This is a genomic window from Granulicella sp. S190 (assembly GCF_009766095.1).
Lineage (GTDB): Bacteria > Acidobacteriota > Terriglobia > Terriglobales > Acidobacteriaceae > Edaphobacter.
The window spans coordinates 192,835-216,134 of record NZ_LMUD01000039.1 but is presented as its reverse complement, the minus strand read 5'-3'; the positions used below and the strand labels follow the sequence as shown (position 1 = coordinate 216,134).

The window sequence follows — 23,300 nt, the reverse complement described above, 5'->3', positions numbered from 1 at the left end:
TACTTGCTCAACCTCGCTCACTATCAGTCGTTCTACCGAATGAAGAAAACAGCCTGTATCGTCTCGGGTATGCGAAACGTGCAGGAATCAAAAGTTCAATCGTCGTGCCCTGTGTCGAATTGCTGGATATGGTCAGATCGCCATGGACGTACCTGGCACGCTCTCGCATTCCCGTGAGACCCCAATGTCCAGGTCTTCCTCTCTCTAGAAATTGTTCAGGAATCCCAGTTCCGTTGTCTATGATCGTCAGACCAAATTGCCTCCTATCGTATTTCATAATTATTTCGACCTTGGTAGCCGCTGAGTGCTCGAACGCATTCGACAAAGCCTCTCTGCCGATACGAAATGCTTCGTCACGAACTAGTGGGTCAAGAGGTCTCCCGCAGCCTTCTTGCACTAGTGAAAACCCAATGCAAGGTTCTTGCGTTCGCTTTTCGGCATACTCGGTAAGCGACTGCGCCAAATCCTCTATCTCAACCGCCTCCAATCGGAGAACATGAACCCTCTCCCGGCCTTCTGCCAGAACTTCATCAGCTCGATCTAAAGCCTTTTCCAACTTCGCGCGGCCTCGCTGACTATCAGGTTCATCAATTGCAGCTTGAAGATAAATCATCAATCCGTCAACACTCTGAATGAGCGTGTCGTGGAGCTCTCGAGCGATGCGGCCACGCTCCTCAAGCCTCTCCTCTAAACGAGACTTTATTCGTGCCGTCGCTTGGCGAACCCGAAGCGAATCCACACCGACGAGTGCTCCGAGGAAGAAAGCTCCCAAGAGAAATCGGAACCATATTGTCTGGTGGAAGGCGGGGGCAATATCGAACTGAATGGTTGCTGGCGAATCACTCCAGACGCCATCGTTATTGCAGCCAATAACTTGAAACGTATATTTGGCGGGACGGAGGTTGGTATAAAACGCAGATCGCCGCGATCCTACCTCTTGCCATTGAGTATCGTAACCCTGCAATTTATACCGAAAACGAACCCGCTGGGGAATTACGAAGCTCAGACCGGTGTAGTTGATCTCAATGTTTTTCGTTGACTTCGGGAAATGGACGGGATCGTTTACTGGATAGGATTTGGTTTCGGCTACAACCCGCTCGATATGGATAGGCGGAGGCAATTCATTTCGATTGAGATGCTCGGGGTCTATCGTCTGCACGACGCTTCCATTGACAAACCACAACCTACCGTCCGACGATCTCGCAACAGCGGGATGGAATGTTTCTTTCCCACCTTTGAACCCGTCAAGGCCATCGAAAATAGTCATCTTCACTTGACTCTTCGGCTGCGACCACCAGCGCTGCAACTCTCCCTTCTCGATTTTTATGAGGCCGCATTGCGCATCCAGCCAAAGAGCCTGGCGATTATCAGTGATAAGCGAATTGATGCGTTCACAAGGAAGCCCATTAGCTACTGTCATTGCCTGCAAGTGACTAGCTCGAGATCCTACTAAGCTTTTTGTCGCTCCGAACCACACGAAGTCATCGCCATCAATAGCAATGTCCCTTATGTATCCATATCGCGGATCCCAATTGGCAACCTCTGTCTTCTTCGTTCTTGACCAGTAGCGAAGCTTATCACCGGCTATCCATAGCCCTTCGTGCGTATCGGTGGCTAATGAGAGCAGTAACTCATTGTCCGCAAAACTCTGATGCTTAATGAGGTGGTTCCCTTCGAACTGGAACAGGTCTCCGCCGACCACCCCGGCTAACGCAATCCACACGCTGCCATCTTTCGCGAGCGCCATATCCATGACGAGGTTCGGACCTTCGGGAGCTATGATCTGTTTGAACCCTCGTCCGTCATATAAGTACAATCCGAATCCGATACCGACCCAAAGTCCCCGTTTCGGATCTTCAAGGAGAGAGGTGACATTTCGGCCAAAGAGGCCATCTTTCATGAGTAGCGACGTGATGGCGCCATTGCGCCAGGCATCAAGGCTCCCATTGTTGCCGATCCAAATTGTCTTGTCGGAAGCGGAGAGTATTGACCTAGCGCGGTCAAGGTGGAGGCCTTCTCGTTGAGAGAAAGAGACCACCGTGGAATCATGAAAACTGTCGATCCCTTTGGAAGTCGCTACCCAGAGTGTGCCTTCGTGGTCTTGGTAGATGTCGCGCACGGCGTCGCTGGACAAACCATCACGACTGTCGAAGTGATCGACCTTGCCGTCGGTGATTCTGTATATCCCGTGATCTTCCGTGCCTACCCACATGGAGCCATTGTGATCCATCAGCAGTTTTCTGATGGAATTGTCGGCAAACTTGAATTCTGGTGAGTCAAGTGGTTTCCATCGACCGTCGCTAATCTTGCCCAGTCCGGAGCCCTTGCTAAGAGAGTTGAGCCCTGCCCAAAGGGTGTTTTGGCGATCCAGGAGAAGTGTTTCGATTGCCCCCTGATCTTCTCTTTGGGGAGGACTTCCGAGAGCCCACGTCGATTTCGACCCAGCTCGCCAACGCACCAGATGCGCACCGCTACATATCCAAAAGTTGCCATCCGCGTCCAAAACCAGATCGTTTGGGAACGGCAGAGAGATTGAATCTAGCTCTCCGACACATTGGGTTCCTGTGCCTTGCACCCGACACAGCACACCATCTTTGTCGCTAGACCTCAATCTTGATCGTGCGAACCAAATCGTCCCGTCCGGTGCCTCAACCATCGAACTTACGTTTTCATCTCGACTGGAATACTGGGTGAGATGGTTATCCTTCCATCGGTAGAGACGGAAACCTGCTCCGATCCAAAGACTGCCATCGCGACCAGCAAATAGCGCCGAAACGTTCGCCGACGCAAGCACCTTGTCCTCCGAGAGGTCTGCCCAAGGCACGAAACGTACTCCATCGAACCGGAACAGGCCATTGGCGGTGCCGATCCAAAGGTACCCATCCAAGGTTTGTGACAGCCGTAGGGGAGACCCGGCAAAGAAACCGTCCTGCGTACGCCAGGCAGTATGGGAGTACTGCGTAATATGTACTTTTGGGTCGAGCGCCCATCCCCTGGGAATAATTAAGAGGAGCGCCGCAATAGCGAATAGGAGTCTCGTCCTAGATACCCAGTCGCGATAATGCAACGGTGTTCGCATGGGAACCAATGTACTTTCGCTCTCAGACCGCAACTCTACCAGGCGGTTCTGCAAGGAACGACTCGCTCTTCATGGCGAACATATCATGCAGTACAGCTCTTATACTCGTCTCAGCCGAACTCTCAGCGAGAAGTACAACGTCTCGCTGAGTCCAGTAAATCGCCTGGTTTAGAGCATCGTCTGGCTCAGGAATCCAAGGTGAATCTGCATTACGCTTTGGAGTGCTCTACAGCTATCGCTTTCTTGCCAAAATAGCCGATCAGATAGAACGCCACGCCAAGCGAAATGACATCTTTGTAGAGAAACAATCCCAAGAAGCTCATATAGCGCATGCCGTGGACCAAGCTCGTCGTTCCCGGCGTAGTGATGAGCATTGTACTGGTTGTGAAAAACATAACCACTGCCACCATACCGCCCAGAACTCCGGCCTTTGGCTTTATATAGCCAACGATCAACAGGGTGGCTGCGAGCCATTCCGTGATGCCGATTATGTCCGAACCGACATATGTGCCGAACAACTTGAATTGCCAGCTGATCAACGGACTATTGGAGACGAGAGGTACGATCCCCTCTGCTCCAGGGGCGGTTAATTTGTACGCGCCAGCCCACAACAGCATAACGATCATGCCGATACTTGTTACGAAGAAGGGGATGTTTCGATCGGCAATCGCAGCGGCTACCTTCGTGATGAGACTTCTAGGTGAAACGGAAAGATCGTCCGTGGTACTTGTTCTCGATGATGTAACTGCTGTCGTCGCTTGGCTCATTTCATTCTCCTTCATACCGTAGTGTGCGATTCCTGGTTGCCTTTTCTCTTCACGTAACAGACCCAGTGAGCCACCGAAAAGACCGCAAGACAAAACTCGCCAACCCAACCGGCTCTCACCCCGCGTAGTCACCATCGCGGTGCAGAATCAATCTGCAAATCAGATGACGACACCTTTAAAAATGATTCTAAATGGTGTCGCAAGATATTAGAAAAAAATTTTAGAACAAATAGACTCGCAATCTTTAACCTAAAAATTGGCTGTATCACCGCAGATTTTGCCGTCTTTAGGGACTCGTGAGTAACGAAAACGTCGAATGATCTCTTAAATGAGACCGTTCAGACATGGAACGTCAAGTAAAGAAAGAGCCTCATCCGTCGGATGAGGCTCGTCAAGATTTTCGTCCGTCTAATTTGTGAGGGTCGCCTGAGCGGCTTCCAAAACTATATCCACGACCGCCTTGGGCAGAGTCAACGAGGGGGTATGGTCGGCAGGCGCACTACGGATCGTTGCGTTCATCCGTTCGGCCATGAATCGTTGTGTCTTCTCCACAATCATTCGATCCTCTTGCGCGATCAGAAACCAGGTGGCTTTTTTCTTCCACGCGGGCGCAGGTGATTTCTCTTGAATGCAGGACACGTGAATCGGACGCTGGACAGCCTCAAGCCGCACCAACTCATCCGCCTTCGCATGCTGAGCGAAGGCCTTCGAGAATGCTTCGTGCGGAATCCAGATGTAGCCATTCTTGTCGGGCGCCAGCTGCGGAGCCTCGCTATGCGGAGTATGCCGATAGAAGACCTCCGCGACTGTTTCACCTTCGTCAGGTGCCAAGGCCGTGATGTACACCAATCCTTTCACTTTGCTGTCTTCGGCACCGGCAATGACCGCACCCGCATAGGCATGACCCACCAGCAGGACCGGACCGTCAATGCGCTCTATCACTCTTTGCACAGCGGCGATATCGTCACTCAGCGTAGTCATAGGAATTGGAGCGCAAACCACCTTGAGGCCAGCCTCGGAGATCGAATTTATCACGGTGCCCCAGCTGGACCCGTCCCCCCAGGCACCATGAACAAAGACCACGGTTGCGTCCTTTTGAAAACTCATCATTACCCCTTTCTTTAGACCAGGTGCCGGGGAGAGCATCTCTCCCCGGCATCTGATTGTTCAGGCAAGAAACCTATTCATCTTTTCAGCAATAAAGTCCAACTCTTCTTCCAGGGCGAAGTGACCGGTATCGAGCAGGTGGAGTTCCGCCTTGGGAACATCCTTCAAGTAAGCCTTCGCACCCTCGACTGTGAAGAACGGATCGTTTTTGCCCCATACGATCAGCATGGGGGGCTGGTGCGTCCTGAGAAACTCATGCCAACCTTCATACTTGGGCGGGTTCGACTGATAGTTGTGAAGGAGATTCAACTGAATATCGTTATTTCCGGGACGATCAAGCAGCGCCTGGTCGAAGGTATACGTGTCCGGACTGATCTTCGAAGGATCTTTCGCGCCATGCGTGTACTGAAATTTAGTGGTATCGAGAGTCAACATACCTCGGACAGGTGCTTCCGTCTCGGCATTCCGGTTCGCCCAGAAGGGCTTCATTGGATCGAAAGCGCCGCCAATACCAACGACGTAAGCATTCCCGTTCTGAACCACGATTTTATCGATCGCCTTTGGATTCGATGTCGCAATGCGATAGCCGATCGGCGCACCATAGTCCTGCACATAAATGCTGAACTTATCCAACCCGAGCTTGCGAAAGAGGAACTCCTCCATAACACTCGCAACATTGTCGAAGGTGTACTCAAAGTCCTTCACGGAGGGGGCGTCGCTGAAACCGAAGCCCGGATAGTCCGGAGCGATGACATGGTTCGTCTCCGCTAGAAGAGGGATAAGGTTTCGAAACATAAATGACGATGTGGGGAATCCATGCAAAAGAACAATAGTGGGTGCACCCCTCTTGCCGGCTTCTCTGTAGAAAATCTTCAAACCGCGGACTTCAGCATGTTGGTACGTAATCATGTCGTATTCCTTTCATCGAAGCGAATCTGTCAGTAGCGGCACCAGTTCGTCCTTGGGAAACCCAAACCGCAACGTCCGATACGAATAACGGCTTAAACACCATATTGACCAATAATACCCGGTGTACATAAGAGCAGAGATCGGGGCAAGGAGATGCAAGAAAATACCCTCGAAATACTAGAACTTCTGAATGGGATTCTGGCATCTTCATCGGTTAGACACCGGAACGGATCGACATGCTGGTGTATGCGACTGGAACTGCTTCATCTCCCCGACTTTGAAGGAGTACGAGTCGGTGTCTGAAAGGCATCTGGAAGAGCGCCCTTAGGAATGTGGCCCGGTTTCGAATCATTCTAGAGGTTCGACTTCAAGCCGCTGCCTTTACTAGCTGAGGAACTTCAACTTCAGGTGCGTTGCTGAAGATCGCCCAGCCAGCCCTCAGCAAGCAAATTGTGGAGTCTAAATGAGGGTAGGGACTGCCCACGCGATGCAACCTGCAACGCAGGTTCGAAGAGGATGAATTGAGCATTTATCTCAAATGCTACAAATCGCCTCTCGGCCTGCCTGTAAGTTGTTCAAAATATGGTGGGCACAGCAGGATTCGAACCTACGACTTCCACCGTGTGAAGGTGGCACTCTACCGCTGAGTTATGCGCCCGGTGGCTTCGGCTGATCTCACGATCCACTCATCAAAGCTTTTACCTAGAATAGCATCCCTCTTTCCGGTTGACCAAGTTCCGTTTCGCCAACAAGTTCCACCTGACCAGGGCTGGGCAGGGAATACTTGGGTACGAGCTTTCGCTGGCGGTACAATCGACCAGCAGATGTCCGCTCCCCCTCCGAATCCCCGCCGTGCTGCCCCCCCAGGCCTCCTTCCCAGAGAGGGCAATACGGAGATTCAGGCGAAATTTGAGGAAGAAACGCAACCCAGTGGCCAAGATGGGGTTGAGGATGATATGGCTACTCTGGCGATCAATCCGAGACTCTTCGAGAACCTCCAGACTGCGGAGACACATCATGCAGCTGGCGAGTTCGGGCAGATGGACGATGCCGCAATCATGCTGGAGTTGCGCACCGGCAACATGGCGGGCTTTGACTTCCTGATCCAGAAGTACCGCAAGCCGATCATTCACTTTATGTATCGTATGGTTCATAACCAGGCGGTGGCCGAGGAGCTGGCGCAAGAGGTGTTCCTCCGGGTTTACAGGTCCAGAGAGACTTATCGAGCCGAGGCTCGGTTCAGCACCTGGCTCTACCGAATTGCGACCAATCTGGGAGTGAACCATGCGCGAGATACCCGGCACGAGCGCACCGCTTCGACCGTCTATCTCGATGAAGCCGACTCCGAGACCGGAACAACTCCGGATGTTGCAGACTCTACCCCGGATGTGGAAGCTAAACTTCTGCGGCAAGAGCGTCTCAACGCTATTCGAGAACATGTGCTTGCGCTTCCTGAACGGCAGCGCATGGCGGTACTCATGCACAAGTATGAAGGTATGGACTACAAGCAGATTGGTGACGTCCTTAAATTGAGCGAGTCCGCCACGAAATCATTACTCTTTCGCGCCTATCAGACACTACGCGAAAAATTGAAAGATTTTATTTAAGCCAGCTTAGGCCTCTGGAATTTATGCGCACACTGAAACGCGCCGCAGCAAAGAAATTGGAAAGGGTCACTATGATCTGTAAAGACTGCCAATCCGCTATCGTCGATCTTCTTCTGGATCCGGGCGTGCCTGTAAGCCGGGAGATGCAAACGCATCTTGAGTCGTGCACGGCTTGCACTCAAGAGTTCAAATCGTTAGAGGCTACGTTTGCTTTGCTCGACACCTGGAAGGCTCCGGAGCCGTCCCCGTACTTCGACCAGAAGCTTGCTGTCCGTCTTCGGGAGGAGCAGGTACTGGCACCGGCGGGCTGGTTTGAGCGGCTCAAATCTCGCTTCCTCTTCAATACCGGGCGTCAGCTTCGTCCAGCGCTCGCGGCAGGTCTGGCACTTATCCTTTTGGTGGGCGGCGGAACGTTTGCTAATCTCACCGGCTTTCCTCACCCAGCTCCTGAGACTTCCGCGACAGTTCAAGACCTGCAGATTCTCGATAAAAATGACCAGGCGCTTCAGACGATGGATCAACTGCTGCAGGACGATAAGCCAGCCGACGATTCCACAACTCCACCCAGCAGCTAATCTTCGAGCCAATGTCCTACTTCAAGAAAATTGATGAAAGGGGGAGGGATCGCGATAAGCTGCTCTTAACAATAAGTTTCTATTGACTTGTATCCTCTTCATGCGCTGAGCACATGCCATCCTCCTTTCACTTCCGGCGTCCTGTTGGTTTGGCACTAGCCGCGGCATTTTTGTTGGTTGCCTCGACGGTTGTCACGGCCCAGGGAGGTGCTGCGCGTAGACCTGGCGCGGTCTTCCGCCCCTCCGCAGCTCAGGCTCAGGTGCGGCCAAGCCCCGCAGGGCCAGGGCCAAGGAGAAACCAGGAGCACTTGGCGCAGTGGATGGATCGCCATAGCAATCTGCCTCTCCCCGAGCAACAGCGCGCACTTGAGAACGAGCCCGGCTTTCGGGATCTGCCGCCGCCAACCCAGCAGCGTATGCGCGATCGTCTCACGCAGTTGAACAATATGTCACCGGATCAGCGCCGCCGCATTCTCGATCGTACCGAGGCGATGGAGAGGCTTACCCCTCCGCAGCGGCAGCAGGTGCGCGGGGCCATGCAGCAGCTTGGAGGACTTCCGGAGGACCGTCGCCGCCTCGTAGCGCGAGCGTTTCGCGATCTTCGCGAGATGCCCCAGGCGCAGCGCCAGGCAATCTTGAACTCCGATAGATTCCGAGGACAGTTTTCGGAGGAGGAGCGTAGCACTCTCTCCGGCCTTCTTGCCGTGGAACCCTATCTTCCTGTCCAGCGGCCCAATGAGGGGCCTTCGTACGGGAAGTAGTCGACTCGTTGGCAGATACTTGCAGAGGAGATAGCCGCCCGAAGGCGGCTATTTTTCATTGCAGGGAGGGGGTAGGGCTATGAGTGAGGAACACCGTCTGCTTTGTGGCCCAGCGTCTAGAGGACATCTTCTGGATGTATACGATCAAGCCAAACAGGATTGCGGCGAGGTGATCGCGAAGTCTAAACAGATCCGAACGATGTCTCCTGAACGGTCTTCCTCCCCATAGTGGATACAGTCTGCGCCTGCTCTGGTTGACTATCCATACAACTTTGGAAGAGGGAGAGTACTTCCTTTGCGCGAGGGCGCTTTCGTATGGGCTTGACCTGGATATGCTGGTCGGCCTAACCTGTTCTTATGCACATGCAGCACAGCTTCTGTTGTTGTCGCCGCTCCCCGCTGGCATAGCTCTGTGCTCTGGGTCCGCTGAGTTCCGCGGATTCCATTTAGACTTCCTCACACAATCCTAAAGAATCGAGATCTTCTATGAAGCTCTTCGCCAGTCTTTTTCTGGTCGCTCTCTCTGCCGCAGCTCAGGGTTCGAAGCAAGGTGTAGTTGTCGGATCGTGGGTCGGTGATGCCACGGTTCACGGCCAGCAGGTTCCCGTTCGCCTTGAGATTACGGGTATGGGGAAGGATCTGCATGCGGCACTTCTTAACGGCCCTGAGCGTAGTCCTGCTTCTAGCGTGAGCTTTGTCGGCAATCATCTGCTCGTCACATTCAACTACTTCGCTCGAACCATCGACGCGACGGTAGTCGATGGTCATCTGACCGGAACCTTCGGCACGATTGCTACCCGCTACCCGGTCGATTTGACGATACATAGTTCAGCCGCCACTGATACGAAAGCCGACGGTCCGCCTATTCCCGGGGATTGGGAGGTAGAGGTCAAATCCTCCAAGGGAGAGTCGGCGTGGCAGCTTCGCATGGAACCCCTCGATCGCTCGAACGAAGTGAAAGCGGTGATTCAACGGATCGATGGAGATACCGGCGCGCTCTATGGAAGGTGGACAGGGAAGGAGTATCTGATCGGCCATTTCACAGCTGCTGGCCCTGCGCTTTATAGCGTTGTTCCGCAGGTGGATGGAACGTTGCTGGTCTCAAACAAGCTGCGGGCCGACGTGAACGAGCAGCAGAACCTTGTCGCTCGCAGGCCTGCACAGGCGCGAGCTGCGGAGCTTCCCGGCATGACCGATCCGACGCAGCAGACGACGGTGAAGGACCCCTCGGCGAGGTTTGCTTTCAGCTTTCCGGACCTCAGCGGGAAGCTGGTTTCAAATACCGATCCGCAGTTCGATGGGAAAGTTGTGATTGTTGCGATCGGCGGGTCGTGGTGCCCTAACTGCCATGACGAGGCTCCGATGCTGGAGAGCCTCTACAAGCAGTTTCACAGCCAGGGATTGGAGGTTGTGAACCTGTCGTTTGAAGAGGAGGATCACCTGAAGGATCCTACGCGATTGCATGCGTTTATTGAAAAATACGGCCTTACCTACACGGTTTTGCTAGCCGGGGAGACCGAGCAGTTGGCTGAAAAGATTCCGCAGGCCGTGAACTTGAACTGCTGGCCGACCTCGTTCTTCTTAGGGCGGGATGGGCGAGTGAAGGAGATTCATGCAGGCTTTGCGGGGCCGGCCAATCCTCCGGCGCATGAGGCTCTGATCAAGGAGACTACGGAACTGGTAGAGAGGCTGCTTGCGGAGCCTGTTCCTGTTCAGTCTGCTTCGCGCTGAGCCTGAAAATAAAGTTCAAAAACGTGGCGTGTTTTTCGTTGTTGAAAAAGCACCTTCAACGCGCCACGTTTCACCACCCATCCACCACGGTCTCACCAGCAAAAAACCACCGCCAGCCACCCACTTTTTCCAAAAACACCCCTCAAAAACACAGCAAAACAACGAAAACCCGACGCCCAACCACACCTGAATTTTTCTTACCAAAATACGACTCTCGACGCCTAGTTTTTGAAGAAATTTTTGGCGAGAAAGATGACGTTGGCGGGGCGCTCGGCTAGGCGGCGCATGAAGTAGGGGTACCACTCAGGACCGAAAGGAACGTAGACGCGGACGCCAAAGCCTTCGGCGGCGAGACGGCGCTGGAGGTCGCGGCGAACGCCGTAGAGCATCTGGAACTCGAAGGCGGATTTGTCCAGATTGTGCTCGCGGACAAAGGCGCGCATCTGCTCCACGATGACCTCGTCGTGAGTGGCGATGCCGCAGAAGACACCCTTACCCGTCGCCGGGTTGCAGAAGGTGACCATGCGCTTCATGAGCTTGACGTAGTTGGCATCCACGTCGGACTTGGCGGGGAAGGCGATCTCGGGGCCTTCCTTGTAGGCTCCCTTGCAGAGACGGATGCGAATGCCTTTGTTGAGCAGGCGTTCGGTATCGGCTTCAGTGCGAAAGAGATAGGCCTGAAGGACAGTGCCGACGGCGCCGGGAAACTTTGCGGCGAGGCGCTCCGTCATGGCGATGGTGGCTTCGGTGTAGGGGGAGCCTTCCATGTCGATGCGAACGAAGGATTGGACGTGGGCGGCGTGCTCGACCATCTCACCGACGATCCGCTCGGCCAGCGCGGGATCGAAGTCCATTCCGACCTGCGAAAGTTTGACGCTGACGTTGGCATTGAGACCGCGCACGCGGATGGCGTCGAGGAGCTGATGGTAGATGTCGGCTGATCTGCGGGCTTCTGCTTCGCTAGTGACAGATTCCCCAAGGGAGTCGAGGCTGACGGCGATGCCTTCCTTGTTGACGCGCTGACAGGCGGCGAGTGCCTCTTCCACGGACATGCCAGCGACGAAGCGGCCGGACATCTTTTTTCCCATCGTGGAGCGCTCTGAGAACGAGCGAAGGGACTTGTTTTGAGAGAGAGCAATAAAAGCAGATCGAAGCAAACGTGGTACCCCTGAATTTGCGAATTAGCGCGAGTTCTATTGTTTCATGGGAGCAATGACGAGTGCCAGAGCGAGGTTTGCCCTGCGCGTCCGGCGGTCACTTTGTGACGTGTATACCCCTTTGGTTGACGCTCCCGTTGGTTGCGACTGATATTTTTAGGGTTCAGTCAGCGGGCAACTGAAATCTGGGTGAGCATCATCTCGAGTGCGCTGGTGTCGGTGTCCTCGTCGGCGGTGAGGGCCAGGTCGGAGTAGTTTTTTGCCGCTGGTTCGCGTTTGAGGCGCTCTTTGAAGTTATGGAATCGCCACGCCAGGCGAGCCATCCGGTAGTGCTTGTAGACGAGGTCGGAGACGTAACGGGGATAGAAACTGAACAGGCTTTGGACGGGGAGGGTAGGGCGGCGGTCGCAGCGGTATTTGCGACGCAGATAACCACCCTGCAGGGGGTCGATCTTCTCGTAGACGATGCAGAAGTGGAACCAGAGCAGAAGCACCATCATGTTCGAGGAGCTGATACCGGTCGCGACGGCGCGGCGGATCACGGTCTCCATGTGTTCCGGGGTGTAGAACTCTTTCCAGGTGTCGCGGTAGAGCTTCTCCCACTGATCCGTCGACATTGTGGAGTGAGTCGTGGTGACGTGCTCGAGGTCGTACTTGTTCAGGTCGGGGTCGAGATAGGCTCCGGCAGCGTGAAGCTGCTGGTGATCCGCGGAGCCGGGCAGGGCGGTGAGACAGTGAGGCTCGAGGAGATCGATGGCGAGCTCTTTTTGAATGACGCGAATGTCGTGGAGTACGGACTCAGGGGTTTCGCCGGGAAAGCCGATGATGTATCCGGCGAAGACGATGGCTCCGGCCTGCTTCCAGGCGAGGAGCATCTTGCGGTATTCGGAGATCTTGTTTTGTTTCTTATGTGCGCTGGCGAGGCTGACGGGATTGATGCTTTCGAGGCCGATGAAGACTCTGCGGACGCCAGCTCTTCCGGCCTTTTCGATGAAGTGCGGCAGCCGGTGACACATGGTGTCTACCTGGATCATGAACTTGATGTTGAGATTTTCCTGTTCGCGCATCTCGATGAGGCGGTCAAAGATCTTTTCCCAGTCGGTGTTTCGGGCGAAATTGTCATCGGTGATGAAGAAGCGCGCGACGCCTTGTTTGAGGTTGTTGCGAACGATCTGTTCGACCTCTTCGACGGTGCGGCGACGAGACTTTCTTCCCTGGACGTTGATGATGGTGCAGAAGGAGCACTGGAAGGGACAGCCACGACCAGCGTCGAAGCTGGTGTACTTGCCGATGGTGCCGCGAATGGTGGCGGCAGGGAGCATGGGAGCGGGAGCTCCTTCGAGCGAGGGCAGATCGTTGAGGTAGTTGTAGAGCGGTTTGAGCCGATTGTGCCAGGCGTCGTGGAGGACGAGGTCGAGACGGCCTTCTTCGGCTTCTCCGGCGAAGAGTGAGATGCCCAGGTCCATGGCGGATTGCAGCTCGGGCGTGACGCCGCCGAGCATGGAGATGCTTCCGGATACGTGAAAGCCTCCGAGGCAGACGGGGATGCCCGCGACTCGCAGGGGGCGTGCGATATCCATTGCGCGGGGAAACTGGTTGGACTGGACGCCGACAAGGATGACGATTCCGCGCTGGCCTTTGAGCTGCTTGATGAGGCGGCGGGTCCGGATACGCGTGTTGTCCTCATCCACGGATTGGACGTCGATGTCGATCTCTGGGCCGAGGATTGCGCGGGCGCGGGCGTCGAGCGTGAGGCCATGCATAACGGCGAGCGAGTTGGAGGGGACGGCGGAGCGAAACCACTGGATGACGTATCCTTCGTCATCGTAGTGAGAGGGTTTTATGAGGACGACGGAGAAGCGATTGTCTTTGCCGTGGACGCCTGAGGGCGTACTGAAATTCGGTTCCGCGCCGGACAACTGCATGGAAGAACCTCTACTGGAAGACAGATTTGGTAGCTATTTCGCAGCAATTGTAACAGGCCGGTTTTGCTTCTCAGTTTGTGATGGGACTTGGTGAGTTACTTTCTGGTGCTGCCGAAGAGCCCTTCTTTATTCGGAGGAATAAATCGGTGGCTGCCCCCAGCGGTCGGAGCGATGGGCTTGAAGTTATGCCCGTCTACGGCTGCCAGTGGGCTTCGTTCTCAGAGTGATCAACTGTCGTATCCGCTGCGCGGTTTGAGTGGGAATAAAAGCAACGCAGAAGAAGGCTACTCCGCTGGGGTGTGGGCTCCGTGGCCACTAAAGATGGCCGACAACAAGCAGGCAACGATCAAAGCCAAACTCTCCAAGCCCAGATTGGATGTGTGCCGCGATAGCTTTGTTTCTCTGCTGCCCTCTAGCTAGACGCGAGGACCCAACTCTATGCCAATCTTTCCGAAATGGTTTGCCTCTTGCAGATGCAGGAAGGCGTCTCTGCTTTTTTCGAAGGAGAATGTGCTGTCGATAATGGGCCGTATTTGATGCTGCTCAAACCAGCGGATCATCTCCTCCAGCATGGTCCGCGATCCAGTTTCAATCCCGTCCAGGCGAATATTCTTCCTGAAGATATCTGCAAGATTCATCTCCACCTGCAAACCACCGGCAAGACCTACCACGCTGACAGTGCCGCCAAAAGCCGTCGCTTCAATAGCCTGGTTCAACGTGCTCGCTCCGCCAATATCGATCACGGCATCGACGCCTTTACCGTCTGCCATATCGAATATACGGCTCCCCCAATCTGGCGTAGTAGAGGAATTCAGGGTTGCCGCTGCTCCCAGCATCTTCAAACGTTCGAGCTTTTTATCGGAACGGCCAACCGCGAAAACCGTTGCTCCTGCGCTCAAAGCCATCTGCATCGCAAAGACCGAAACACCTCCGGAACCTTCGATGAGCACCTTCGCACCTTTACGCATGACATCAGCGCGTTTTAGGGCATGCCAGGCTGTAAGTGCCGCGACAGGCAAGGTTGCGGCTTCTACTGGAGAAAGATAGTCCGGCGCGAGAACCGCTCCCGAGGCTTGCAATACAACCTGTTCTGCGAATACGCCTTCAGCGGAAGGGCCACCAAGTGCGCCGGTACTCTTCTCTGCAGTCAGGTCTCCCTCTCTCCAGTTCGGAAGAAAGGTAGTCAAAACACGATCCCCAACGTTGAAGCGGGTGACTCCAGGACCAAGCTCGCTCACGATCCCAACACCATCGGAGCCGAGGACGCGCCCCTCCGGCGATGCCCACCGTTCATAGGCCGTGGCGACCAGCAGATCGCGGAAGTTTAGTCCGAGAGCCTCCATCTGTACCCGGATCTGTCCCTCTAAAAGCACTTGTTGCGCTGGCTTCTCTACCAATACCAGATCCTCAAGACGCCGGGATGGCGAAACTGTAAGGGTACGAATCTTCATATATGTTCTCCTTAACCTCCTTCATTATTCGAGGAATTCCCACGAAAAGGAATAGAGAAACGAAGGCTAACGAGTGTAAGATCCTTTTTATAGAAGGCTTTCCATCTAGTTTTTCTACTTAATCGGGGAAACGCTTCGTGAACGACTTAAATGACCTGGATAAAGAGATCCTCCGAACTATCGCCACAAACTCCAGGATTTCCTTGAAGGAGCTCGCGGGCAGCGTGGGACTGACCTCTCCGAGCACGGGAGAGAGACTACGACGCCTGGAAGAACGAGGGCAGATCGCCGGATATACCATCAACGTCGACCTGAAAAAGCTCGGATACACCATCGTGGCGATGGTCCGTATTAATCCGCTTCCCGGTAAACTTCGAGTTGTCGAACGGATGATTATCGAGACACCTGGCATCATCGAATGCGACAAAGTCACAGGTGAAGACTGCTTCTTTGTACGCCTTTGTCTTCGTTCTTTGGATGACATGGATGAGGCCTTGGAACAATTTCACGATCATGCTCATACCGTAACCTGCATCGTTAAATCGCAACCGATATCCCGCCGCCTTCCTCCCCTTTGACAATTGCCTTCGTGCACACAAGGATGTCATCGCCCTTGATTATTGCCCTGATTATTGACTGTTCGCTTGCCGGAATATGAGGCATGCCCGCCGCTTCACAGCAAGCGACCTGTTCTTCATTGGCGGATGGATCGAAGCTTGCCCGTTGATCTTCGTCTGCGTTCTCGATGCTGTCGAGATAGCGTTGTAATGCGAGTCGTTCGCGAGTATTATCGATGCTCGCACAGCGCGAAACTTTGTCGTCGCCTAACCGCGGTCAGCGCGTGCATTTGAGTGGTCCTTCAGGAAGGTAGCTCATGTACGCCAACCGACGGCTATGGTGAAGTCGCCCGTCCATCTCTCGTTTTCTCGGGAGGCAGATATCAATTCGTCTATTTTTTGAAGGTTGGTCGAGTGCTCTCCGAGACATCTGCTCTAGACTCACTCATCACTAGATCCCTAAGACGATGCTCCCCCCGGTCAGACCGGCCCCCGCAGCAGTCAGGAGCAATCGTTCACCTGAGACGAAGGGGCGATCTCTATTGGCGAGAGACAAAGACAACGGAATGGTAGCTGCCGAGGAGTTTCCGAACTCCTCGATCGTCCGGATAGTCTTGCTGCTTGCCAGTCCAAGATTTTCGCAGACAGCTTCGAAGAGGCGGACGTTGGCTTGGTGGGGTACAAACCGATCGATGTTTTCCGGCGTCAGTCCAGCCTGTTCCATGGCGCGAATGGAACATCCAGTCATCATACGCACAGCTTGAGAGAATACCGATCTGCCATTGCTCATCGTCATCAGCAGTTCTTTAGGGTCCATGCCAGCAGCGAAGGGCCTCCTGCTTCCGCCAGCGGGAATCGAAATCAGATCATAGTGACTTCCGTCAGATACCAAGTCGACCCCGAGTATGCCAGTGCTCGGTGAGGAGGAAGGAGCAAGAACAATCGCTCCAGCTGCGTCGGCAAATAAAATTGCGCTGCCGCGTTCCTCTGGATTGATACGTCGGCTCAAGATATTGGCGGCCACAATGAGGACGGGCTTTCCCTGCGTCCTGACGAAACCATCGGCCAGGGTCAAAGCGTAAAGGAATCCTGAACAAGCGCCAGCGAGATCGATGGCACCTGAGTTCGGGAGATTCAATCGATGAGCGAGTAGCGGAGCGGATGGCGGCAACAGGTGATCAGGCGTTGACGTTGCGAGAAGTGTCAGCGCCACATCCGCACGCGCGATACCCGCATCCTTCAGGGCCATGTCACCAGCCTTAAGAGCGAGATCCGTGAGCGCTTCATCGGGAGCGGCCCAACGCCGCGCGCGGATGCCGGTTCGACGTTCGATCCAACCGGATTCAAGGCCAAGCCTCGCCTCGATCTCAGCATTCTCGACACGTCTTTCAGGAACATAATGGCCTAAACCGGCGATGCGGCTTGATTGCACATGAGTCACTTTCTGGCCCTTCCGAAGACCTCGGCTGCTTCATCAATGGCGGCATAGGCCCGGTCGAGATCCTCAGGCGTCACGCAATATGGTGTCATCAGATAGATCACGTTGCCGAGCGGACGGAGGAGGAGATCTCTATGTCGAAAGAAAGCTCTAAGCTGGAGCCCGACGTCAGAGAGATAGCCCGATGTCGAAACATCGAGGTCGAGAGCCGCGATGGTACCGCTCTGTCGGACGTTGATGAAGCGTGGATCAGTACGGAATGGCTCTAGTCTTTCACGGTGCATCTTCTCCAGTGCTTCGATACGTTTGAGAACCGGTTCATTCTGCCAGACGATGAGGTTGGCAACCGCCGCCGCGCAAGCAATCGGGTTGGCCGTGTAGGAACTGGAATGGAAGAATGTTCTGCGGCGATCCGATGACAGGTGCGCGTCGAAGATCTCGGCCGAACATAGGGTCGCAGCAAGAGGAAGCGCACCTCCTGTAATGCCCTTGGAGACGCATAGAATGTCTGGCGTGATGCCCGCCTGTTCGCAGGCGAAAAGAGTGCCCGTTCGTCCCCAGCCAGTCATGACTTCGTCCGCGATCAACAAACTTCCGTAGCACTCGGCAATTCGCTTCAACTCAGTCAGGACGTACGGTGGATACATCTTCATGCCGCCGGCGCCGAGGATAAGCGGCTCAACCAGCAACGCAACCACTTCCTGTCCATAGCAGAGGCGCTCGAAGGCATCCAGCGTCTCTTGTTCACGACCCGGTGTAGGAAAAGGAATGGTCTCCACGTTAAAGAGCAGTGGGCTGTAAGCAGCGTTGAAGACGCCACGCTCGCCAGCGGACATCGTGCCGATTGTATCGCCGTGGTAGCCGTGCTCCATGACGACAATGCGCGAGCGTGGATCGCCAGCATTATGAAAGAACCCCAGTGCCATCTTTAGCGCCACTTCGACCGAAGTGGCGCCGCTGTCGGAATAGAAGACGTGCTTGAGGCCGGGCGGAGCTAACCGGATCAATTCTCGCGCCAGTTCTTCCGCGGGCTCATGGGTGTATTCCGCGAAGATGATCTGATCGAAGGTCTCGGCTGCTGTACGAATCGCCTCCATGATGATCGGATGCCGGTGACAATGCGTAATCACCCACCAGGAGGAGATCGCATCGAGAACCGAGTGGTCATGTTCGTCGATGAGATAGGCCCCCTCCGTTCTGACGATCCTGGTGGTTACGGGATCGAGTGCGTGTTGAGTAAAGGGGTGCCAGATAGGGGACGGCGGATGAGAGCGCATCACGCGATCACTTCCCGAAAGGATGAGGTGTCAAAGTTTTCGCGAAATGCTCGGCGTAGACTATCGGGCGTCAATGGTTCCAGCCGGGGTAGCCTGCCAAGGATCCGCACATCTCCCATCTCCTCGATGATTCGTGGCGTGTCGGGATAAGCATCCCCTATAAATGCAACACCCAGGATTGGAATCCGCCGTTGCCGCATCGCTTCCAGCGACAAGAGTGTGTGGTTAATGGTTCCGAGACCGGTTCGGGCACAGAGGACAACCGGAATCTGCCAGCGCGCAAAGACATCTACAAAAGTTTTGTGACGGGTCAGCGGAACGAGCAATCCGCCGGCCCCTTCGATGATGAGAGGCAAGTTAGTCTCGGGCGGCTGTAGCGCATCGGGATCAAGCGTGACCTCGTCAAGTTCTGCTGACAGGTGTGGTGAAACCGGCGTCTTGAGCCGCCAGGCTTCGGGAAGAATGCGCTGTGAGGATATTCGGCCGAGTCGGAGGACTGTCTCGCTGTCGGTCTCCTCGTGAAGGCCGGATTGAATAGGTTTCCAATAGCAGGCACCGAGCGCATCGGTCAGTGCGGCAGAAAACACCGTCTTGCCAATCCCTGTATCAGTACCTGTGATGACCAGTCTCAGATTCACGGCTGCTCCTTCGTCATCACCTGTGCCAGCCGCTCGAACATGCGGGACACACTTGGGAGATCGACATTCAATGTAATGGCGATTCGCAGCCGAGCCGTGTTCGCGGGAACTGTGGGTGGCCGGATGGCTCTGATGTCGAACCCATCCGCCTGCATCTGTTGGGCGATGCGCAAGGTGCGCGCGCTGTCGCCAATAATGACGGGGAGTATCTGCGAACCGCTGCCTTCAATCCCAAGATGAGTGGCGATCTGTTCGTTGGCGTAGACGATCAACCTGTGAAGCTCTTGCCTCCGCTCCGGTTCCTCCGGAAGTATGTGCAGGGCTTCGCGAACACTGGCAGCGGCAAGCGGAGAGGGTGCAGTCGCGTAGATAAAAGGGCGCGCATGATTGACGAGATAGTCGCAAAGAATCCGGCTCCCTCCGACCAGCGCGCCGGATACGCCAAGCGCTTTGCCGCAGGTATGGAGCACGACGACATTGTCGCGCCCTTCCAGCTCGGTCGAGAGACCACGACCATCTGCACCGTGAACGCCCGTTGCATGAGCTTCATCGATCAGAAGAAATCCGTCGTAACGATCGGACACGCCTGCAAGTCCGATCAGGGGAGCCCTGTCGCCATCCATCGAGTACAGGCTTTCGACCACAATCCAGGGATGTCCCTTGCCGCCCGCTTCACGCCACTTGCGGACGACATCGTCAAATGCGTCGAGGTCATTATGGGGCACCGCGACTGCTGTGGCCCGCCCCGCTGCAATTCCCGCATGCACACTCGCATGAATCAACTCGTCATAGACAACCAGATCATTGCGTTGCGGCAGAGTTGAGAGGATGGCGACATTCGCGGTATAGCCACTGCCGAAATACAGCATCTGCTCGGAGTTAAAGAATGCGGCCGCTTCCTCTTCCAGCGCCTCATGCTCGGGATGATTGCCGCGAAGGAGCCGCGATCCGCCTGCTCCAACCGGCACTCCCCTGTCGAGAGCGGAGATCACGCTCGCTTGGAGTCGAGCCGATCCGGCAAGGCCAAGGTAATCGTTCGAGGTGAAGTCGATACCGCTTTGCCGCGCCAGGGCGCGCCTTCGACCTTTGCGTTCGAGCTGCCCGAGCGTCACTTCATATCGAGCCAGCCGTTCCGGCATCATTCGATGGTGCTCATTGCCTCTGGAGTTAATCCGAGGCGACGAAGCAGACTGCTGTCACGGTCTTCTCCGGGGTTGGCGGCCGTCAGGAGAGTGTCACCGACAAAGATCGAATTAGCCCCAGCAAAAAAGCAGAGGGCCTGCAATTCGTCCGACATGCTTTTCCGTCCGGCTGATAGGCGGACATGAGATTTCGGCATGAGGATTCGGGCGAGCGCTATGATCCGAATGAATTCGATCGGATCAACCGGCGCTGCATCGGCAAGCTTCGATCCCGGAATCGGTATGAGCATGTTAATCGGCACGCTCTCGGGCGGGGAGGGCAGATTTGCAAGCGTCACCAGCATGTCGATGCGGTCTTCAGCCGTTTCGCCCATGCCGATAATGCCGCCGGCGCAAACCTTGATCCCTGCTTGTCGGACATTTTCGAGGGTCTCCAAACGGTCTCCGAAGCTTCTTGTGGTGATGATCTTCGGATAAAACCGTTCGGAGGTATCGATGTTGTGGTTGTAGTAATCGAGTCCAGCCGCACCAAGGGATTCAGCTTGCTGCGGCGACAGCATTCCCAACGTCATGCATGTCTCAAGGCCGAGCGCTTTCACGCCCTGGACCATAGTGACAACCATCTCCATGTCGCGCGGCTTCGGGCTACGCCAGGCAGCTCCCATGCAGTAGCGTGTGGCTCCACCGTCCTTTGCCTTGCGTGCTTCGGATAGGACGTGTTCCACCTCCATCAACTTCGAAGCCGTCAGTCCGGTTTCATAGCGTGCAGACTGACTACAATAACCGCAATCCTCCGGACATCCTCCGGTTTTTACACTGAGCAATTTGCTGAGTTGTATCCGGTTCGGATCAAAGTTCTCGCGATATTCAGAATGGGCCCGGAACAGGAGGTCATTGAACGGCAGCTCATACAGCGCACGCGCGCTCGTGGAGGTCCAACGCGCCGAAGAGATATGCGCTGGAATTACGGGCGTATGGGACGCAGAAGTGGGTTCGTCCTTCATGAATTGAAATCTCCTGTAAGCGTCTCTCGGCCGAAGGGCAAAATTATAGATAATCAGCCCCATTCGCAACGGACTTTTCGAACTATAGCAATTTGATGGAAGAGTTATCAGAGATAATCTACAATTATGACGAGAAATGAATCGCTGGCGGAACGAATTGCACACACGCTTGCCGAGAGAATCGTTACTGGGGAACTTTCTCCCGGGGTCCCACTTCGCCAGGACCGTATCGCAGAGGAATTTGAGTCGAGCCATGTGCCGGTCCGAGAAGCGTTTCAGCTTTTACGCGCGCGACGGCTGCTAGTAAGTGAACCTCGGCGTGGGATGCGCGTGGCCCCTCTCAATCACTTCTCCATGCAGGAAATCGTCGAGATTCGTGCTTCCCTTGAGACCTTGGCGCTGTCACATGCCGCCCCGAGGTTGAATGCCGCCTCTTTCGAGAAGATCGAACGCGCGATGCTGGTTGGAGACAACGCACAAACAATCATCGAATGGGAACGGGCCAACCGAACATTTCACAGTGAGCTGATCGCGCCATGCAAAATGCCAAGATTGCTCGAGATGCTCGATGAGCTTCAACTCGCCAACTCCCGAATCATATTTTCTGCAACGCGTTCTGCGGGCTGGAGACCCACGTCAAGTCACGATCACCGTCAGATTGTCGATGCTTTAAGGACAGGGGATTTTTCAAAGGGGGTAGCTCTGCTTCAGAGGCACATACGAGGCTTAGAGCGTGCAACAGGGTGAAGGAAGCAACACACTGAAAGAACAGCTGGCGTCTTCGCAGCCGCTCCCCAACATGCGCAGGTTCGAGACAACTTCAGTTCACCGTTCTTATCAGGTATCTGCTTTCGCGCAGATGTTGATGGAGGCTGGCCAGATGAAAGAGGTATTGGCTGAAGCCTGCCGCCATCTGTTTCATCATGGACGCCCGCTTGCCTACTGCCGCCATGAGATAGCACTCTCTGCCCATGGCGGAGTAGAAGGCGATGTTGTGTCGGTGCTTATTCTGGGTTTGAAAGAAGCCGGCGTAGAGAAGAATGTGCGCACCGGCTGACTCCATCCAGAGAGGATTTTTTGCGCTGGTGAGTTGTCGCATCATCATCTCGGCGATCTGAGTAAGGTCGGCAAACTGCCGAAACTCCCGGTCATCCGGGTTGTAGTCTGGAGAGAGCAGTTCGGCGCGATCTACGGATTGCAGGCAGAAGTGACCCAAGACGCTGGCCAGGTATACCCCTGTCGAGTCGCGGATTTGGGACCACTGCTTATTTCCTATCGCTTCATGAAGATTGGAGGCCCAGAAGTTGAGAGCCCGCTCTTCAGTGACACCGTATAGCTCTTCAAAATAATCAGTAGATGGCATATCCGTACCCCCAACCCCAGGTTTACGAGCGATACGGCATTGTGATGCAGAAGCTGTCAGGTGCGAAGCGTTTCTTGCTCGCTGTATCTAAGTGGGTACCTCTGCTCATGGATAACAGATTCTATTCAGAGGGAGGAATCGGCTGTTGGCCCCAGTGGTCGGAGCGAATGGGCTTGACGTTTTTCCAGTCCCTGAATACACCGGTTGTCTTTACTCTCGAGGTGACTAGCTGGCGGATACGCATGGCTGTCTGAGTAGGGACTAGGAAGACGTAGAACAGTATCCCGCTAAAGTGGGTTTTGGGGTTGTTACTGAAGATCATTGCCAGGAGACCGAAGCAGCATAAGATCAGGCTCGCCCAACGCCAAATTGGATTTGCGACTAACGCCTTTACGGGCTCGAGTTCAGCCTCGCTCCAGAGGTCATCGTGGAAGCCGCGATTGAACCGCCGCTCCGCAACTTGGGAGATCGCAAGTCCGAGAGCAAGGGGGGTGAAGAACGCGACGAATCGCAGTCGATTCATCCAGAGCAGAGCCCAAAGACCGTGCCCGTGGGAGGGGAGCCGTGGAATCGGCACAAAGACCAGGAGATAGGAGCTTGTCGCCAGGAACGCGCCTGCAAGTGCCCATGTGGCCAGCTGCTTCGGTCTCGGCTTTAGCTCTTCCATGGGCGCCATTATAGCGAGGCGTAGTGTTTGTCTTATTGCGCGACGAGAGGTTCTGGTTCACGTTTGCCTTGCGCGGGCGGCGGCCACTTCGTGACTTGTGTACCGGCTTCGCCCGTGGTCTCTCGATGGTCGGCGGAAGTTCTCC

22 protein-coding genes, 1 tRNA gene and 1 pseudogene are annotated in these 23,300 nt (G+C 54.9%); 9 read left to right on the top strand and 15 right to left on the bottom strand.

Annotated features, from left to right (window positions below; translation table 11 throughout):
* Positions 1-7 precede the first annotated feature (7 nt).
* From GSQ94_RS17560 to GSQ94_RS17540, 5 genes are all read right to left on the bottom strand, one after another.
* Positions 8-3,133, bottom strand: coding sequence for a sensor histidine kinase (locus GSQ94_RS17560; protein WP_158945147.1), 3,126 nt, complete (start codon positions 3,131-3,133; stop codon positions 8-10).
* Between the two features lie 155 nt (positions 3,134-3,288).
* A complete protein-coding gene (locus tag GSQ94_RS17555; protein WP_158945146.1) occupies positions 3,289-3,846 on the bottom strand; it encodes a DUF417 family protein in 558 nt (185 codons plus the stop codon).
* A 408-nt stretch (positions 3,847-4,254) separates the two neighbouring features.
* A complete protein-coding gene (locus tag GSQ94_RS17550) occupies positions 4,255-4,956 on the bottom strand; it encodes an alpha/beta fold hydrolase (protein ID WP_216843124.1) in 702 nt (233 codons plus the stop codon).
* Positions 4,957-5,013: 57 nt separating this feature from the next.
* Entirely contained in the window at positions 5,014-5,862 is an 849-nt protein-coding gene (locus GSQ94_RS17545) for an alpha/beta fold hydrolase (RefSeq protein ID WP_158945145.1), read from the bottom strand.
* A 583-nt stretch (positions 5,863-6,445) separates the two neighbouring features.
* Positions 6,446-6,520 (bottom strand) — tRNA-Val (locus tag GSQ94_RS17540).
* 298 nt (positions 6,521-6,818) lie between these two features.
* Here GSQ94_RS17540 and GSQ94_RS17535 point away from each other — a divergent pair.
* The 5 genes from GSQ94_RS17535 to GSQ94_RS17515 all read left to right on the top strand — a co-directional run bounded on the left by GSQ94_RS17535 (position 6,819) and on the right by GSQ94_RS17515 (position 10,726).
* The gene (locus GSQ94_RS17535) at positions 6,819-7,469 is read left to right on the top strand and encodes an RNA polymerase sigma factor (RefSeq protein ID WP_254063954.1); all 651 of its coding nucleotides are present in this window, start codon (positions 6,819-6,821) and stop codon (positions 7,467-7,469) included.
* 71 nt (positions 7,470-7,540) lie between these two features.
* Positions 7,541-8,044, top strand: coding sequence for a hypothetical protein (locus tag GSQ94_RS17530; RefSeq protein WP_158945144.1), 504 nt, complete (start codon positions 7,541-7,543; stop codon positions 8,042-8,044).
* A 113-nt stretch (positions 8,045-8,157) separates the two neighbouring features.
* On the top strand, positions 8,158-8,805 hold the full coding sequence (locus GSQ94_RS17525; RefSeq protein WP_158945143.1) for a DUF3106 domain-containing protein: 648 nt from the start codon (positions 8,158-8,160) through the stop codon (positions 8,803-8,805).
* Positions 8,806-9,291: 486 nt separating this feature from the next.
* Positions 9,292-10,536, top strand: coding sequence for a peroxiredoxin (locus GSQ94_RS17520; RefSeq protein WP_158945142.1), 1,245 nt, complete (start codon positions 9,292-9,294; stop codon positions 10,534-10,536).
* On the top strand, positions 10,499-10,726 hold the full coding sequence (locus GSQ94_RS17515; protein WP_158945141.1) for a hypothetical protein: 228 nt from the start codon (positions 10,499-10,501) through the stop codon (positions 10,724-10,726). Before GSQ94_RS17520 ends, GSQ94_RS17515 begins: the two co-directional genes overlap by 38 nt.
* A 31-nt stretch (positions 10,727-10,757) precedes the next feature.
* Here GSQ94_RS17515 and GSQ94_RS17510 read toward each other — a convergent pair whose 3' ends face one another.
* Both GSQ94_RS17510 and GSQ94_RS17505 read right to left on the bottom strand, forming a co-directional pair.
* Positions 10,758-11,693 carry a proline dehydrogenase family protein gene (locus tag GSQ94_RS17510; protein WP_158945140.1) on the bottom strand — a complete coding sequence of 312 codons (936 nt, stop codon included), beginning with the start codon at positions 11,691-11,693 and terminating at the stop codon, positions 10,758-10,760.
* Positions 11,694-11,860: 167 nt separating this feature from the next.
* Positions 11,861-13,618, bottom strand: a complete 1,758-nt coding sequence (locus tag GSQ94_RS17505) for a radical SAM protein (protein ID WP_158945139.1) — start codon at positions 13,616-13,618, stop codon at positions 11,861-11,863.
* A gap of 171 nt (positions 13,619-13,789) precedes the next feature.
* Here GSQ94_RS17505 and GSQ94_RS17500 point away from each other — a divergent pair, with 171 nt between their 5' ends.
* Positions 13,790-14,038: a hypothetical protein gene (locus tag GSQ94_RS17500; RefSeq protein WP_158945138.1), complete on the top strand. Its 249-nt coding sequence runs from the start codon at positions 13,790-13,792 to the stop codon at positions 14,036-14,038.
* Here GSQ94_RS17500 and GSQ94_RS17495 read toward each other — a convergent pair.
* The gene (locus GSQ94_RS17495; RefSeq protein ID WP_158945137.1) at positions 14,035-15,069 is read right to left on the bottom strand and encodes an NAD(P)-dependent alcohol dehydrogenase; all 1,035 of its coding nucleotides are present in this window, start codon (positions 15,067-15,069) and stop codon (positions 14,035-14,037) included. The two genes, GSQ94_RS17500 and GSQ94_RS17495, sit on opposite strands and share 4 nt — an antisense overlap.
* Before the next feature lie 137 nt (positions 15,070-15,206).
* On the opposite strand from GSQ94_RS17495, the gene GSQ94_RS17490 reads away from it, so the two are divergent.
* Complete coding sequence (locus GSQ94_RS17490) at positions 15,207-15,647, top strand: Lrp/AsnC family transcriptional regulator (RefSeq protein ID WP_158945136.1); 441 nt, start codon at positions 15,207-15,209, stop codon at positions 15,645-15,647.
* A 430-nt stretch (positions 15,648-16,077) separates the two neighbouring features.
* Here the strand turns inward: GSQ94_RS17490 and GSQ94_RS17485 are convergent, their stop codons facing one another.
* Genes GSQ94_RS17485 through bioB form a run of 5 tightly spaced genes read right to left on the bottom strand, consistent with a single transcriptional unit; the run spans position 16,078 to position 21,125 of the window.
* Positions 16,078-17,067, bottom strand: a complete 990-nt coding sequence (locus tag GSQ94_RS17485) for a beta-ketoacyl-ACP synthase III (protein ID WP_158945135.1) — start codon at positions 17,065-17,067, stop codon at positions 16,078-16,080.
* Positions 17,064-18,341, bottom strand: a complete 1,278-nt coding sequence (locus GSQ94_RS17480; RefSeq protein ID WP_158945257.1) for an adenosylmethionine--8-amino-7-oxononanoate transaminase — start codon at positions 18,339-18,341, stop codon at positions 17,064-17,066. Before GSQ94_RS17480 ends, GSQ94_RS17485 begins: the two co-directional genes overlap by 4 nt.
* Positions 18,341-18,979, bottom strand: a complete 639-nt coding sequence (bioD, locus tag GSQ94_RS17475) for a dethiobiotin synthase (protein WP_158945134.1) — start codon at positions 18,977-18,979, stop codon at positions 18,341-18,343. The genes GSQ94_RS17480 and bioD overlap by 1 nt, the downstream gene beginning before the upstream one ends.
* Positions 18,976-20,121, bottom strand: coding sequence for an 8-amino-7-oxononanoate synthase (locus tag GSQ94_RS17470; RefSeq protein WP_158945133.1), 1,146 nt, complete (start codon positions 20,119-20,121; stop codon positions 18,976-18,978). The genes bioD and GSQ94_RS17470 overlap by 4 nt, the downstream gene beginning before the upstream one ends.
* Positions 20,118-21,125 carry a biotin synthase BioB gene (gene bioB, locus GSQ94_RS17465; RefSeq protein ID WP_158945132.1) on the bottom strand — a complete coding sequence of 336 codons (1,008 nt, stop codon included), beginning with the start codon at positions 21,123-21,125 and terminating at the stop codon, positions 20,118-20,120. Before bioB ends, GSQ94_RS17470 begins: the two co-directional genes overlap by 4 nt.
* 126 nt (positions 21,126-21,251) lie before the next feature.
* Between bioB and GSQ94_RS21915 the strand changes: the two are divergent.
* Together GSQ94_RS21915 and GSQ94_RS17460 are read left to right on the top strand one after the other, a co-directional pair.
* A pseudogene (locus GSQ94_RS21915) lies at positions 21,252-21,446 on the top strand (GntR family transcriptional regulator); the annotation flags it as partial.
* A gap of 9 nt (positions 21,447-21,455) precedes the next feature.
* Positions 21,456-21,872, top strand: coding sequence for a GntR family transcriptional regulator (locus GSQ94_RS17460; RefSeq protein ID WP_254063951.1), 417 nt, complete (start codon positions 21,456-21,458; stop codon positions 21,870-21,872).
* A gap of 73 nt (positions 21,873-21,945) precedes the next feature.
* Here GSQ94_RS17460 and GSQ94_RS17455 read toward each other — a convergent pair whose 3' ends face one another.
* Both GSQ94_RS17455 and GSQ94_RS17450 read right to left on the bottom strand, forming a co-directional pair.
* Positions 21,946-22,488: a hypothetical protein gene (locus GSQ94_RS17455; protein ID WP_158945130.1), complete on the bottom strand. Its 543-nt coding sequence runs from the start codon at positions 22,486-22,488 to the stop codon at positions 21,946-21,948.
* Between the two features lie 121 nt (positions 22,489-22,609).
* Positions 22,610-23,155: a hypothetical protein gene (locus GSQ94_RS17450; protein ID WP_158945129.1), complete on the bottom strand. Its 546-nt coding sequence runs from the start codon at positions 23,153-23,155 to the stop codon at positions 22,610-22,612.
* Positions 23,156-23,300 lie beyond the last annotated feature (145 nt).

Coding starts and splice junctions, on each gene's coding strand:
- GSQ94_RS17555 (WP_158945146.1), bottom strand. CDS start 3,846: ATGAGCCAAGCGACGACAGCAGTTACATCATCGAGAACAAGTACCACG.
- GSQ94_RS17550 (WP_216843124.1), bottom strand. CDS start 4,956: ATGATGAGTTTTCAAAAGGACGCAACCGTGGTCTTTGTTCATGGTGCC.
- GSQ94_RS17545 (WP_158945145.1), bottom strand. CDS start 5,862: ATGATTACGTACCAACATGCTGAAGTCCGCGGTTTGAAGATTTTCTAC.
- GSQ94_RS17535 (WP_254063954.1), top strand. CDS start 6,819: ATGGCTACTCTGGCGATCAATCCGAGACTCTTCGAGAACCTCCAGACT.
- GSQ94_RS17530 (WP_158945144.1), top strand. CDS start 7,541: ATGATCTGTAAAGACTGCCAATCCGCTATCGTCGATCTTCTTCTGGAT.
- GSQ94_RS17525 (WP_158945143.1), top strand. CDS start 8,158: ATGCCATCCTCCTTTCACTTCCGGCGTCCTGTTGGTTTGGCACTAGCC.
- GSQ94_RS17520 (WP_158945142.1), top strand. CDS start 9,292: ATGAAGCTCTTCGCCAGTCTTTTTCTGGTCGCTCTCTCTGCCGCAGCT.
- GSQ94_RS17505 (WP_158945139.1), bottom strand. CDS start 13,618: ATGCAGTTGTCCGGCGCGGAACCGAATTTCAGTACGCCCTCAGGCGTC.
- GSQ94_RS17500 (WP_158945138.1), top strand. CDS start 13,790: ATGGGCTTGAAGTTATGCCCGTCTACGGCTGCCAGTGGGCTTCGTTCT.
- GSQ94_RS17495 (WP_158945137.1), bottom strand. CDS start 15,069: ATGAAGATTCGTACCCTTACAGTTTCGCCATCCCGGCGTCTTGAGGAT.
- GSQ94_RS17480 (WP_158945257.1), bottom strand. CDS start 18,341: ATGCGCTCTCATCCGCCGTCCCCTATCTGGCACCCCTTTACTCAACAC.
- GSQ94_RS17470 (WP_158945133.1), bottom strand. CDS start 20,121: ATGATGCCGGAACGGCTGGCTCGATATGAAGTGACGCTCGGGCAGCTC.
- bioB (WP_158945132.1), bottom strand. CDS start 21,125: ATGAAGGACGAACCCACTTCTGCGTCCCATACGCCCGTAATTCCAGCG.
- GSQ94_RS17455 (WP_158945130.1), bottom strand. CDS start 22,488: ATGCCATCTACTGATTATTTTGAAGAGCTATACGGTGTCACTGAAGAG.
- GSQ94_RS17450 (WP_158945129.1), bottom strand. CDS start 23,155: ATGGAAGAGCTAAAGCCGAGACCGAAGCAGCTGGCCACATGGGCACTT.